Raw genomic sequence first — 13,002 nt, 5'->3', positions numbered from 1 at the left:
ATTTTATATAAAAAGTTGAACCTTATCCTTGGTAGTTAACTCGGACAATGAGTAAACTATAAAGATCACTTAGTGAGGTACCAAATGCAACAGTATGACAATCAACGACATGAGTTTACTCCGCAAGATGTGGAAATAGTCTCAAAAGAGACGCTGTTTCGTGGTTTTTTCAAAATGGTCAAGTACACATTTAAACATAGACTATTTGAGGGAGGCTGGAGCCAACCAATAGAGCGTGAGATGTTTGAGCGTGGACATGCTGCCGCTTTGCTACCTTATGATCCTGTGCGTGATGAAGTGGTGATCGTCGAACAGATCCGTGTCGGAGCCCTAGAGCATGAGAACCCATGGCAATACGAAATTGTTGCTGGGATCATTGATACGGACGAATCGCCACAAGACGTCGCTCGTCGTGAAGCAATGGAAGAAGCCGGAGTCGAAGTCGGATCTGTATTGCCTATTACTTCGTATTATCCTTCATCTGGTGGTTGCTCTGAAAAGCTCGACGTCTTTGTTGGCTGTGTTGATGCAACGACAGCCAAAGGGGTACACGGATTGGACTACGAAGGTGAAGACATTCGTGTACAAGTGATGAGTCGCGAAGCTGCTTATCAGTTGGTAAAAGATGGTGTATTTGAAAATGGAGCCACGATCATTGCGCTACAGTGGCTACAATTGAACTACCAAGAATTACAGTCAGAGTGGATAGATTAACGTCATGCCAAATATCGCGGTCAAAAAACCGTATCATGTTGATCTTGCTGAATTGATGCGAGTTTACGAGACTAACTATGCCAAACTGAACGCTTTGTTACCGGTTGGGCATGAGGTTGGTGACGTTCGCTGTTACCAAGCCGTTAATATGGTGTATCAATTGACAGTGAATGAGGTCACAAAATACACCACATTAATAGATATATGTCAGAGTGATGCGATGCCAGTGTTTCCTTTGCCAAAAATGTCTGTCAGGCTATATCACGACGCTCGAGTTGCAGAAGTGTGCGCTAGCGGGGATTTTTCGCGAGTCAAAGCGAAATATGACTACCCCAACACTAAGCTTCTGCAAAAGGACGAGAAATTTCAATTGAATAAATTTCTTGGGGAATGGTTAACGTTTTGTTTAAAAACGGGTATCAGCCGAACCCCAATTGCCTTTTAATTGAGCCTATTTATCAACACTTTTAAAGTCTAAACAGTAACGTATCTGGATTTGTTATTTTGGAATTATCACACACTTCAAAATTTGATGAGAGCACTATTAAGCTTGTGCAGCTAACGGACACGCATTTATTTGCGCCGAGCAATGGCAGCTTATTAAGCATCAACACTCAAGATAGCTTTCGTGCTGTAGTCGATGGCATTGTTAGTCAGGGCTTTGACTATCAAGCGATTTTAGCAACCGGTGATATATCTCAAGATCACAGTGCTGAGTCGTACCAGAAATTTGAGTCAGGGATTCAGCCTTTGGAAAAGCCATGCTATTGGCTGCCAGGGAACCATGACTTTAAGCCTAATATGGGCAGTGTTTTACCATCACCACAAATACAGTGTGTTGAGCATGTCTTGCTAGGCGATAACTGGCAGATGGTGATGCTAGACTCGCAGGTGGTTGGTGTGCCTCATGGTCGCCTCAGCGATCAACAGCTTGACCTATTAGAACAGAAGCTGACGGAGTTCCCTGAACGTAATACCTTGGTTCTATTGCACCACCATCCATTGTTGGTTGGCAGCGCATGGTTAGATCAACATAACCTAAAAGACGCCGATCAATTTTGGGATGTGGTTCAACAGCACACCAATGTTAAAGCCGTACTGTGTGGTCACGTTCATCAAGACATGAACCGAGATCATCATGGTGTACAAGTCATGGCAACACCGTCGACTTGTGTGCAATTCAAACCTAACTCAGATGACTTCGCGGTTGATACTTTGTCTCCGGGCTGGAGAGAGATTGAATTACATCAAGACGGTACCGTTAGCACGCAAGTTCGTCGTCTGCCTCATGGGCAGTTCTTGCCTGATTTTAAGGCTGCTGGTTACTAATGAAGGCGGTTATTGATGCCAGGCTCTAATCAACAAGCTAATAAGCCATCGCTGCTTCTCTATATTCACGGATTTAACAGCTCATCACGTTCTCATAAAGCGAATGTGATGGCAGATTACTGTGCGGAGCATCGCGCTGATATTAAAGTCGTAACCCCTCAACTGCCGAGTTTCCCTCAACAAGCGGCACTTCATTTACAGCAGCTGGTGGAGCAATACAAAGAGCAATATCAAATAGCGTTGGTCGGTAGCTCGCTGGGTGGCTATCTTTCAACATGGCTGAATAGCCACTATGGTTTTAAAGCGGTGGTTGTAAACCCAGCAGTGAAGCCGTATGAGCTTCTTGCTGACTATTTAGGTGAACAAGTAAACCCATACACAGATGAACGATATGTACTGGAAACAAAACATATTGATGAACTGAAGGCGTTAGAGGTTTCGGCTATCGCTAAGCCGAGCGACTTCTGGTTACTTCAGCAAACGGAAGACGAAGTTCTGGATTACCGACAAGCGGTAGAGAAGTACCAAGGTGCAACACAGACAGTAGAAGAGGGCGGGGATCATAGCTTTGTTGATTTTGAACGCTACCCACAACAAATCATCACCTTTCTAAATCTTTAATCTGTTCCACCAACCAAGTGATTTTCTCTTGTTTGCCTGTTATTTCATCTATCAATGGTGAAATATCATAGTTTGATGTCTTAGTTTTTGAACTAGCTTGACATCATTACTCAGCTTCCAGACTATATTCCCCAATACTTCGCTCGTTCGCTCTACTATGACGGTTCATAGTAATGATTCTGCTTTAGTGAAACTGGAGCCAGCGAACTGACGCAAACTTTTTGAGTAAACTCCGTATTATGACTGAACAATATAATGCAAAAGACCTCGAGGTACTTGAAGGTCTCGACCCTGTGCGACACCGCCCGGGAATGTATACCGAGACAGAAAGACCTAACCACCTTGCCCAAGAAGTCATTGATAACTCGGTCGATGAAGCACTAGCGGGACACGCTAAGAAGATCAAAGTGGTACTTCATGCAGACCAATCGTTAGAAGTTACCGATGACGGCCGTGGTATGCCTGTCGATATCCACCCTGAAAAAGGGATCTCAGGTGTTGAGCTGATTTTAACTAAGCTCCACTCTGGCGGTAAATTCTCGAATAACAACTATAAGTTCTCTGGTGGTCTGCACGGTGTAGGTATCTCGGTTGTAAACGCGCTGTCAAAACGTGTTGAAGTGACCGTACGCCGAGAAGGTCAAGTTCACGAGATCGCACTTGAAGGCGGTCATGCAGTAACAGAGCTTACTGTGACGGGCACTTGTGGTCATCGTAACAGTGGTACATCAGTACATTTCTGGCCTGATCCTAAGTACTTCGATAGCCCTAAATTCTCGACACTTCGTCTGATTAACAACCTACGTGCAAAAGCAGTGCTTTGCCCAGGTTTAGAAATTACCTTTATCGACAAAGTCGGTGGTGAAGAGCATAAATGGTTCTATGAAGATGGCCTAAAAGACTACCTTGCCGAAGGCGTGAAAGGTTACACCTTGCTGCCTGAAGAACCGTATGTTGGCGAATTCGTTGCTGAAACAGAAATGGCAAACTGGGCGATCATCTGGCAGCCAGAAGGCGGCGACATGATCACCGAAAGTTACGTGAACTTAGTACCGACTAAACAAGGTGGTACACACGTAAACGGTCTTCGCCAAGGTCTTCTTGATGCAATGCGTGAGTTCTGTGAATTCCGTAATTTGCTGCCGCGTGGCGTTAAGCTAACGGGCGACGATATCTTCGATCGCTGTTCGTACGTACTGTCGGTGAAGATGCAAGATCCGCAGTTTGCTGGTCAAACAAAAGAGCGCTTGTCTTCACGTCAAACTGCTGCGTTTGTGTCTGGTGTGGTAAAAGATGCGTTTAGCCTGTGGTTGAACGAAAAGCCACAACTGGCAGAACAGCTAGCAGAAGCTTGTATTGCGAATGCCCACCGCCGTATGCGCGCAAGCAAAAAGGTTGTGCGTAAGAAAATCGCTTCAGGCCCAGCACTGCCGGGTAAGCTAACTGACTGTTCAGTTCAAGACTTAAGCCGTACCGAAATCTTCTTCGTGGAAGGGGACTCGGCGGGTGGTTCTGCTAAACAAGCACGTGATCGTGAGTTCCAAGCAGTTATGCCACTTCGCGGTAAGATCCTAAATACATGGGAAGTGTCAGCAGACCAAGTATTGGCTTCGCAAGAAGTGCACGACATCTCGGTGGCTCTAGGCATCGACCCGGACAACGATGATTTATCCGGCCTGCGTTACGGTAAGATCTGTATCCTTGCCGATGCGGACTCGGATGGTCTTCATATCGCGACACTGCTGTGTGCTTTGTTTACTCGCCATTTCCATGCATTAGTTGAAGCGGGTCATATCTATGTGGCAATGCCTCCTCTGTATCGTATCGATTGCGGTAAAGAAGTGTTCTACGCACTTGATGACGCAGAGAAAGACGGTGTGCTTGAGCGACTATCGCAGAAGAAAGCCAAGATCAACGTGCAACGATTCAAAGGTCTGGGTGAAATGAACCCACTTCAGTTGCGTGAAACCACCATGGATCCAAACACTCGTCGCCTTGTGCAGTTAACGATTGATGACAGCGAAGCAACCAACGAGATGATGGACATGCTGCTTGGTAAGAAACGTGCAGATGATCGCCGTACATGGCTACAGACTAACGGTGATATGGCCGAGGTATAATGGATGTCTAACGAAATTACATATGATGGCGTTGAACAGCTGCCAATGCGCAAGTTCACCGAAGATGCCTACTTAAATTACTCAATGTACGTGATCATGGATCGTGCATTGCCGTATATCGGTGATGGCTTGAAGCCAGTACAGCGTCGTATTATCTACGCGATGTCTGAGCTAGGCTTATCGGCTGCATCGAAATACAAAAAATCAGCACGTACCGTTGGTGACGTATTAGGTAAGTATCACCCACATGGTGACTCTGCTTGTTACGAAGCGATGGTATTGATGGCGCAGCCTTTCTCTTACCGCTACCCATTGGTAGATGGTCAAGGTAACTGGGGTGCACCTGATGATCCGAAATCGTTCGCTGCGATGCGTTATACCGAAGCGAAATTATCTAAGTTTGCTGAGGTTCTTCTAGGTGAACTAGGTCAAGGCACTGTTGACTGGCAACCAAACTTTGATGGCACGATGAAAGAGCCTCAAATGTTGCCTGCTCGCCTACCTCACATCCTACTTAACGGTATCACTGGTATCGCGGTAGGTATGGCGACCGATATTCCACCACACAACGTGCGTGAAGTCGCGAATGCAGCCATTCACCTAATTGATACGCCTAAGTCTGAGCTTTCAGACGTGATGGGTTTCATTCAAGGTCCAGATTACCCGACTGAAGCTGAGATTATCTCCCCGAAATCGGACATCGAAAAGATCTACCGTACTGGACGTGGCAGCATCAAGATGCGCGCGGTTTGGCACAAGGAAGGCTCTGATATTGTTATCACGGCTTTACCTCATCAAGTGTCAGGTGCGAAGTTACTTGAGCAAATCGCTAACCAGATGCGCGCTAAGAAGCTGCCAATGGTTGACGACTTGCGAGATGAATCGGATCACGAGAACCCAACGCGTATCGTTGTCGTTCCTCGTTCGAATCGTATCGACTGTGACCAATTGATGAGTCACCTGTTCGCGTCGACGGATCTAGAGAAAAACTTCCGCGTTAACTTGAACATGATTGGTTTAGATAATCGTCCTCAAGTTAAAGGCTTAGTTCAAATCCTGAAAGAGTGGATCGAGTTCCGTCGCACAACGGTTCGCCGTCGTTTGCAGTACCGTTTAGATAAAGTACTGGCACGCTTGCACATCTTAGAAGGTTTGCTTGCTGCTTATCTTAATATCGATGAAGTGATTGAGATCATTCGTACAGAAGACGAACCATGTCCTGTCCTAATGAGCCGTTTCAACATTTCTGAAATTCAAGCCAATGCGATTCTTGATATTAAACTTCGTAACTTAGCTAAGTTAGAAGAGTTTAAAATCCGAGCGGAACAAGAAGAGCTTGAAGCTGAACGTGAGAAGCTTGAAAAGCTACTCGGTTCAGAGCGTCGCTTGAATACGCTGATCAAGAAAGAAATCCAAGCAGATGCGGATAAATACGGCGATGATCGTCGTTCACCTCTGATTGAGCGCGCTGAAGCGAAAGCGCTAACAGAGCGCGACTTAGTACCAAGCGAACCAATCACGGTTGTGTTGTCTGAGAAAGGTTGGATTCGTCATGCCAAGGGGCATGAAGTTGACGCTGAAGGTTTGAACTACAAATCGGGTGATAAATTCTTAGCGAGTGCTAAGGGTAAGAGTAACCAACAAGCGGTGTTCCTCGGCAGTGATGGTCGAAGCTACTCCCTTGAGTCACATTCATTACCGTCGGCGCGAAGCCAAGGTGAGCCAATTACAGGCCGTTTGAACGTCAGCCCAGGTACTTCTATTCGCCAAGTGGTGATGGGAGAGAATGAACAATTATGGTTAGTCGGTTCTGATGCAGGTTATGGTTTTGTTTGTAAGGGTAGCGATCTGCTGTCCAAGAACAAGAGCGGTAAAGCCTTGGTTAACTTGCCACAAGCTTCTGAAGTGATGATGCCAAGCCCTATTGCTGACTTGGACAGTAATCAGATTCTGGCGATTACTAACCAAGGTCGTATGTTGTTGTTCCCGATTAAAGATCTCCCTCAGCTGAGCAAAGGTAAAGGCAACAAGATCATCAACATCCCTTCTGCGAAAGCAAAAGAGCGTGAAGAGTTTGTCTCACATCTTATGGCTATCCCAGAGAATGCGACGCTGACTATCTACGCCGGTAAACGTAAGCTTGGTTTGAAACCTGCGGATCTTGAAAACTTCCGTGGTGAACGTGGTCGTCGTGGTGGTCTACTGCCTAGAGGACTACAGCGAGTGACTCGCATCGATATCGAAGAGCAAAGTGAATCGTAGAGATACTTGAAACAATCTTTAGATAAAAGAAAACCCAGCCTATGAGCTGGGTTTTTTGTACTTGTGTATTAGCAGCTTGAATCATTGCTTACAGAGTTTGCTCTACAGGCGAGTATCTTCGGCGATGGTCACCTTTAAGGTTTTGCTTTCACCTTGGCGCAATATACCCACATCGATAACTGTACCAGGTCGCAGGTCGGTAACGATGTCCATTACACTCTGGCGACCATTTACTTGGTTATCGTTGATACTGACAATAATGTCTTGAGCTTCAAAACCCGCATCGGCAGCCGGACCATTAGGGTCTATCCCCAACACAACGATCCCGCCGATATTCTTAGTACCCAACATGCGTGAGGTGACTGAGTTGATGTCTTGTCCATCGATACCAATATAGCCACGAATCACACGACCATCGGCGATGATCTTTTCCATGATTTTATTAGCAAGCGGATAGGGGATAGCGAATGAGATCCCATAGGTTTCCATGTCGGTAGCTTGCTGGAAAGAGGCGGTATTGATACCGACTAGCTCACCTTGTGAGTTCACCAGTGCGCCACCTGAGTTACCTTCATTGATTGCCGCATCGGTCTGGATAAAGGCTTGATGGCCATCGGCACTGATCGAAGAACGGCCGGTTGCAGAGATGATACCAAAGGTTGTTGTTTGACCTAGGTTGTATGGGTTACCGATAGCCAGTACAACATCACCGACATTGGCTTTGTAATTAGGATTGAGTGGGATCACCGGTAGATTATCACCGCTGACTCTAAGTATCGCGATATCGGTGCGTTTGTCTGAACCGACAAGTTGCGCAGCTGCTACTCGGCCATCTTGAAGTGCCACAACTATTTGGTCTGCTTGAGCCACCACATGGAAGTTGGTAATGATGTAGCCTTTCTCGCTAACAATCACCCCAGAGCCCAAACCTTGTGTGAGCAGTTTGTTTCGATCGCTTTCAGCGTATTTACGGCTATAAATGTTAACCACTGCAGGCGCCGCGCGGCGAACTGCTTGGTTAAATGAAATCTGAAGAGAGCCAATATTATCGACTTTAGGGCTAGTGACGTCAGCGACAATCGCTGGTCTTAAGCTCGGGAAGGCGAGAAGAATAAGCGCCGCTGAAACGAGTCCAAGGGAAATAGAACGAAATAGAAAGGACAGCATGTTTCCCTCTTCAACAAGTAAGGTGTGAAGCCTCCATCAATGGATGACTGATTTGATTACAAGTGAAGCATAGCATTTTGATTGATCTAAAGAAAAGGGAGACTGAGTAAGTTTAAAGCAAACTTACTGAGCCTCCCTGTAATTGCGCTGACGTAAGACTATCGAATCACAAGATAGATAGTTCGGTCGCCTCGCTGGATATTAAGCGCCAGTACACCAGGTTGTTTTTCAAGAATCTCTCTAAACTCAGCAAGGTTCTTAACGGGCTGGCGGTTTACTCCGATGATGATGTCATCTTTCAGGAGTTGATAGGCTTCGGCTGGTGAACCTTGAGCAACATTCGATACCTTGACGCCCGTTGCAGAGTCACTCTCTGTTGTGTTGGTTAACTCAGCACCAGCTAGTCCTTCATGGAGCTTCTCAGCTTGTGTTTTATTATTGGTGGATTCACCAAGCGTCACATCAAAGGTTTTGCTCTTACCGTCACGAACCACACCCAGTTCAATCTGCTTACCAGCGCCGAGTGTTGCGACCTTAGCTCTTAACTCGCTGAAGGTATCAATGCGTTTGCCATTAATAGAGACAATAATATCGCCCGCTTTCAGTCCTGCTTTATCGGCTGCGCTGTCAGGGACGATTTGGCTAACAAAGGCGCCCTTGCTTGATTCATAACCGAGTGCTTCTGCCAATTCAGAGGTCACTTCTCCGCCTTGAACGCCAAGCATGCCGCGTTTTACTTCACCGAAGTCGAGAATTTGTTCTGTCAGGTTTGTCATCATATTAGAAGGGATTGCAAAGCCGATACCGACATTACCTCCGTTAGGGCCAAGAATGGCGGTGTTGATACCAATTAGCTCACCGTTAAGGTTCACTAGCGCACCACCAGAGTTGCCGCTGTTGATTGCTGCATCGGTTTGAATGAAGTTTTCAAAGTTTTCTAGATTCAGGCCGCTACGGCCGAGTGCAGAAACAATACCGGATGTCACGGTTTGCCCAAGTCCGAATGGGTTACCGATCGCGACACTAAAATCACCAACTCTTAGTTTGTCTGAGTCTGCGACTTTTATCTGGGTCAGGTTTTTGGCTTCTTCTAATTTTAGCAGTGCGATATCAGACATCTGGTCGCCGCCGATTAGCTCAGCATCGTACTCTCGACCATCATGCAGTTTTACTTTGATATCGTCCGCACCATTAATGACATGGTAATTGGTCACGATATGACCTTTCTCGGCGTCAATGATGACACCAGAGCCTAATCCGCGGAAGGGACGCTCTCGTGTTTGTTCTGGACCAAAAAAGAATTGAAATTGTTCAGGGATTTGCTGACGTTGTACCTGTTTGCCTTCTACGGCAATACTAACCACAGCGGGGGTCACTTGTTCAAGCATAGGAGCAAGGCTCGGTAATTGTTCATTACCCACACTTAATGGCAGTGCGGCTGTTGCTTTAATGGGGGTGATGATTGAACTTAAGCTTAAAGTTAGCACTGATAAAGCAAGCAAAGGTTTTTTCATCATAAACTCCTCTCTAGTTAAGGTCTTAACCCTCTTATACGTTTAATAAGTATGATAAGTTTCAAATGACCTGAGTGAAAGTTATGACTCAAAAACCTTTGTAAAGTTCACAGAAGTGTTAAATGTTTACGATGCTTTTGCTGTAACAACATCGGGAGCATTCATGATTTCTTTCTTCTGCTCTGTAAATAAACCGGTTGCGCCATTAGCGTAATCTTTCGGTTGTTCCTCAAGTGTCGCCTCTTTTACTGAAGGCTTCTCTTGTGGCTTGTCCGAATGGGCAGCGGCTGTTTTCACAAACGGGTTATCTTGCTCTGGCAGGTTAGGAATCAGCTCTGAGCTTGTTTTTTCCATGTGTTGGTACAGTTTTGTGTAGTCTTTACCTAATGTGTCCAACATTTCTGCTGATTTCGCAAAGTGATCAGCCAGCTCTTGTCGCTGCTGCTCAAGGGCAAACTTTGCGCTATCCAATTCTTTCTGTACGTTCTTTTGTTTTTTGTATTCAGGTGTCATGAGACGAGAAATAGCGACCCCTAAAATAACTCCGACTAGTAAACCGGCAACGGCATACATCCAAGGCATAACAGCTCCTTATTATTGTTTTTTAACATGTTTGTTACTGCTTAGTTACACGTGATACGGCTCCATGGTACTATGAGAAAGCCGCAGTATAAAGAGAAATGCGTGTGCGCTAGTTAGCAGTTTGATGCTGAATTATTCACCACATCACGTTATTCCTCGTACTGTTTGGGCTCATTTTTAGTTGTTGTCTGATATTGCTTTCATTGTGGAAATGTCGTCATGAATCCCATTAAAAAATACGAACAAGATATAAAAGAACATGGATTTCAAAGAGATCCAGCACAAGAGCAAGCCGTAAAATCTTTAGATGAACTCTTTCATCAATTTCAAGATTACATGAATACGCCCATTCCTCAACTGACTCGCTTCCAGAAATTACTAGGCAAAAAGCCAGAACTGCCACAACCACCGAAAGGTCTCTATTTTTGGGGTGGCGTAGGGCGAGGAAAAACGTACCTAATGGATACGTTCTATGATGCCTTACCGACCACTAAAAAAATGCGTGTTCACTTTCACCGCTTTATGTATCGAGTTCATGATGAGCTAAAGGCGCTAGGTAATGTGAGTGATCCATTGCCTTTAGTCGCAGACAAGTTGAAGGAAGAAGCGGACATTATCTGTTTCGACGAATTCTTTGTTTCAGACATCACCGATGCGATGATCCTAGGAACCTTGTTCCAAGAGTTATTCGCTCGAAACGCTATCTTGGTTGCGACCTCTAATATTCCACCTGCGGATCTGTATCGCAACGGGTTACAGCGAGCGCGTTTCTTACCTGCCATCAAGCTCATTCAAGACAACTGTCATATCCTTAATGTCGATAGTGGTATTGACTATCGTCTACGTACCTTAGAACAGGCTGAGATTTACCATTACCCGCTAGATAGCCAAGCGAATATTAATCTCGAAAAGTATTACGCTCAGCTCGTTGGTGAAGATAAAGAGAAGCTTAAGCAGATAGAGGTTAACCACCGTCAATTAGATGTAGTCGAAGCGAGTGATGGCGTACTGCATGGTACCTTTGCTCAGCTTTGTCAGTCGGCTCGTAGCCAGAACGACTATATTGAGTTGTCTCGGGTTTATCACACAGTTCTATTGGCGGATGTATTGCAAATGGGCGCGACTTCAGATGACGCTGCGAGGCGCTTCATTGCATTAGTTGATGAGTTCTACGAGCGCAATGTGAAGCTGATTATTTCAGCGGAAGTGGAGCTAGAAAAGCTATACACCCATGGTCAGCTAGAGTTTGAATTTAAACGTTGTCAGTCGCGTTTAATTGAAATGCAGAGCCATGAATATTTGGCAAAAGAACACTTAAGTTAGCTTTGATTATCTCGAATAAGAAATAGAATTAAAAAAATCGTGATTTTGTTCAAAAAGAGGTGATTTTTTCTTCGCTCTTCTCTATAATCCTGCGACCTACCGTTACTGCGGGCCTCTAGCGATGAGTAAAATCACGTTATGCCAAGAGTTTTCCAACACTCGAAGGGGTGATGAATGGTAACTCTTAGACAGTGGGAATACGCGAGTATTCCTTAAGTGTAAATTTTTTAAATAGGTAATTATTAGCATGAAAACTTTCGTTGCTAAACCAGAAACTGTAAAACGCGACTGGTATGTTGTAGACGCTGAAGGCAAAACTCTTGGCCGTCTAGCAAGTGAAATCGCTTCTCGCCTACGCGGCAAGCACAAAGCAGAATACACTCCTCACGTAGACACTGGTGATTACATCATCGTTGTTAACGCTGAGAAAGTTGCTGTAACTGGTAACAAAGCTAAGGGTAAGGTTTACTACCGTCACTCAGAGTTCCCAGGTGGTCTTAAAACTATCACTTTTGAAAAGCTAATTGCTAAGAAACCAGAAATGGTTCTAGAACTAGCAGTTAAAGGTATGCTTCCACGTGGTCCTCTAGGCCGCGCGATGTACCGTAAGCTTAAAGTGTACGCTGGTACTGAGCACAACCATGTTGCTCAACAGCCACAAGTACTAGACATCTAAGGGGATTATGAAAATGGCAGAGAATCAATACTACGGCACTGGTCGTCGCAAAAGCTCAGCAGCTCGTGTTTTCATCAAACCAGGCTCTGGTGAGATCGTAATCAACAAGCGTAGCCTTGATGTTTACTTCGGTCGTCCAACTTCTCGTATGGTTGTTAAGCAACCTCTTGAGCTAGTTGAACTAACTGAGAAACTTGACCTTTACATCACTGTTTCTGGTGGTGGTATTTCTGGTCAAGCTGGCGCAATCCGCCACGGTATCACTCGCGCTCTTATGGAGTACGATGAAACTCTACGTCCTGCTCTACGTGCAGCTGGCTACGTTACTCGTGACGCTCGTTGCGTTGAACGTAAGAAAGTTGGTCTACGTAAAGCACGTCGTAAACCTCAATTCTCTAAGCGTTAATTTTTCTTTACGAAAAAGTACACGCCCCCAGTTTTACGACTGGAATTGTGGTTCAAAGCTCGGCTATATGCCGGGCTTTTTGTTTTTATACCCCCTCTAAACGCTTTCCCTTCCTCGTTTTATTTCCAAATTCTTATATTTTGAAAGCTTTTGTAACCCAATGTGCGCTTTGCCTCATGATTGTTACAAAAAGGTAGCTTTATCTTGTCAAAAAGTAGGGTTTTATTTATCATTTGCCGTCAATAAATAGAACTAAATACATATTTTGTTAGCCATGCTCTTTAATCG

General features: G+C 45.2%; 12 protein-coding genes. 9 read left to right on the top strand and 3 right to left on the bottom strand.

What is annotated here, in order from left to right; translation table 11 throughout:
- Window positions 1–84 precede the first annotated feature (84 nt).
- The 6 genes from nudF (at window position 85) to parC (ending at window position 7,046) form a co-directional block, all read left to right on the top strand.
- Window positions 85–714, top strand: a complete 630-nt coding sequence (nudF, locus tag AB4558_RS04925) for an ADP-ribose diphosphatase (RefSeq protein WP_017061425.1) — start codon at window positions 85–87, stop codon at window positions 712–714.
- Between the two features lie 4 nt (window positions 715–718).
- On the top strand, window positions 719–1,159 hold the full coding sequence (locus tag AB4558_RS04920; protein WP_008222561.1) for a DUF1249 family protein: 441 nt from the start codon (window positions 719–721) through the stop codon (window positions 1,157–1,159).
- A gap of 59 nt (window positions 1,160–1,218) precedes the next feature.
- Window positions 1,219–2,043, top strand: a complete 825-nt coding sequence (cpdA, locus tag AB4558_RS04915; RefSeq protein ID WP_017061426.1) for a 3',5'-cyclic-AMP phosphodiesterase — start codon at window positions 1,219–1,221, stop codon at window positions 2,041–2,043.
- Between the two features lie 15 nt (window positions 2,044–2,058).
- On the top strand, window positions 2,059–2,664 hold the full coding sequence (gene yqiA / locus AB4558_RS04910; protein WP_017061427.1) for an esterase YqiA: 606 nt from the start codon (window positions 2,059–2,061) through the stop codon (window positions 2,662–2,664).
- 239 nt (window positions 2,665–2,903) lie between these two features.
- Window positions 2,904–4,784 (top strand): DNA topoisomerase IV subunit B, encoded by a 1,881-nt coding sequence (gene parE / locus AB4558_RS04905; protein WP_017061428.1) that lies wholly within the window; start codon window positions 2,904–2,906, stop codon window positions 4,782–4,784.
- Window positions 4,785–4,787: 3 nt separating this feature from the next.
- Window positions 4,788–7,046, top strand: a complete 2,259-nt coding sequence (parC, locus tag AB4558_RS04900) for a DNA topoisomerase IV subunit A (RefSeq protein WP_017067236.1) — start codon at window positions 4,788–4,790, stop codon at window positions 7,044–7,046.
- Between the two features lie 102 nt (window positions 7,047–7,148).
- Here parC and degS read toward each other — a convergent pair whose 3' ends face one another.
- From degS to zapG, 3 genes are all read right to left on the bottom strand, one after another.
- Window positions 7,149–8,213 carry an outer membrane-stress sensor serine endopeptidase DegS gene (gene degS / locus AB4558_RS04895; protein WP_017061430.1) on the bottom strand — a complete coding sequence of 355 codons (1,065 nt, stop codon included), beginning with the start codon at window positions 8,211–8,213 and terminating at the stop codon, window positions 7,149–7,151.
- A gap of 158 nt (window positions 8,214–8,371) precedes the next feature.
- Entirely contained in the window at window positions 8,372–9,727 is a 1,356-nt protein-coding gene (locus AB4558_RS04890; RefSeq protein WP_017061431.1) for a Do family serine endopeptidase, read from the bottom strand.
- A gap of 126 nt (window positions 9,728–9,853) precedes the next feature.
- Window positions 9,854–10,309 (bottom strand): Z-ring associated protein ZapG, encoded by a 456-nt coding sequence (gene zapG, locus AB4558_RS04885; protein ID WP_017061432.1) that lies wholly within the window; start codon window positions 10,307–10,309, stop codon window positions 9,854–9,856.
- A 219-nt stretch (window positions 10,310–10,528) separates the two neighbouring features.
- Here zapG and zapE point away from each other — a divergent pair, with 219 nt between their 5' ends.
- The 3 genes from zapE to rpsI all read left to right on the top strand — a co-directional run bounded on the left by zapE (window position 10,529) and on the right by rpsI (window position 12,714).
- Window positions 10,529–11,632, top strand: a complete 1,104-nt coding sequence (gene zapE, locus AB4558_RS04880; protein ID WP_017061433.1) for a cell division protein ZapE — start codon at window positions 10,529–10,531, stop codon at window positions 11,630–11,632.
- Window positions 11,633–11,879: 247 nt separating this feature from the next.
- Window positions 11,880–12,308, top strand: a complete 429-nt coding sequence (rplM, locus tag AB4558_RS04875; protein ID WP_010434689.1) for a 50S ribosomal protein L13 — start codon at window positions 11,880–11,882, stop codon at window positions 12,306–12,308.
- Between the two features lie 13 nt (window positions 12,309–12,321).
- Window positions 12,322–12,714 carry a 30S ribosomal protein S9 gene (rpsI, locus tag AB4558_RS04870; RefSeq protein WP_004740758.1) on the top strand — a complete coding sequence of 131 codons (393 nt, stop codon included), beginning with the start codon at window positions 12,322–12,324 and terminating at the stop codon, window positions 12,712–12,714.
- Window positions 12,715–13,002: the final 288 nt, after the last annotated feature.

It is taken from the genome of Vibrio sp. 10N.222.51.C5, assembly GCF_041474575.1.
Lineage (GTDB): Bacteria > Pseudomonadota > Gammaproteobacteria > Enterobacterales > Vibrionaceae > Vibrio > Vibrio crassostreae_C.
The sequence above is the reverse complement of the archived record's forward strand: the minus strand, read 5'-3'. Positions and strand labels throughout refer to the sequence as shown.

Bases quoted from the DNA above. Each gene is read 5' to 3' on its own strand.
- parE (WP_017061428.1), top strand. From the start codon at position 2,904: ATGACTGAACAATATAATGCAAAAGACCTCGAGGTACTTGAAGGTCTC.
- AB4558_RS04920 (WP_008222561.1), top strand. From the start codon at position 719: ATGCCAAATATCGCGGTCAAAAAACCGTATCATGTTGATCTTGCTGAA.
- degS (WP_017061430.1), bottom strand. From the start codon at position 8,213: ATGCTGTCCTTTCTATTTCGTTCTATTTCCCTTGGACTCGTTTCAGCG.
- rpsI (WP_004740758.1), top strand. From the start codon at position 12,322: ATGGCAGAGAATCAATACTACGGCACTGGTCGTCGCAAAAGCTCAGCA.
- AB4558_RS04890 (WP_017061431.1), bottom strand. From the start codon at position 9,727: ATGAAAAAACCTTTGCTTGCTTTATCAGTGCTAACTTTAAGCTTAAGT.
- rplM (WP_010434689.1), top strand. From the start codon at position 11,880: ATGAAAACTTTCGTTGCTAAACCAGAAACTGTAAAACGCGACTGGTAT.
- parC (WP_017067236.1), top strand. From the start codon at position 4,788: ATGTCTAACGAAATTACATATGATGGCGTTGAACAGCTGCCAATGCGC.
- yqiA (WP_017061427.1), top strand. From the start codon at position 2,059: ATGCCAGGCTCTAATCAACAAGCTAATAAGCCATCGCTGCTTCTCTAT.
- zapE (WP_017061433.1), top strand. From the start codon at position 10,529: ATGAATCCCATTAAAAAATACGAACAAGATATAAAAGAACATGGATTT.
- nudF (WP_017061425.1), top strand. From the start codon at position 85: ATGCAACAGTATGACAATCAACGACATGAGTTTACTCCGCAAGATGTG.
- zapG (WP_017061432.1), bottom strand. From the start codon at position 10,309: ATGCCTTGGATGTATGCCGTTGCCGGTTTACTAGTCGGAGTTATTTTA.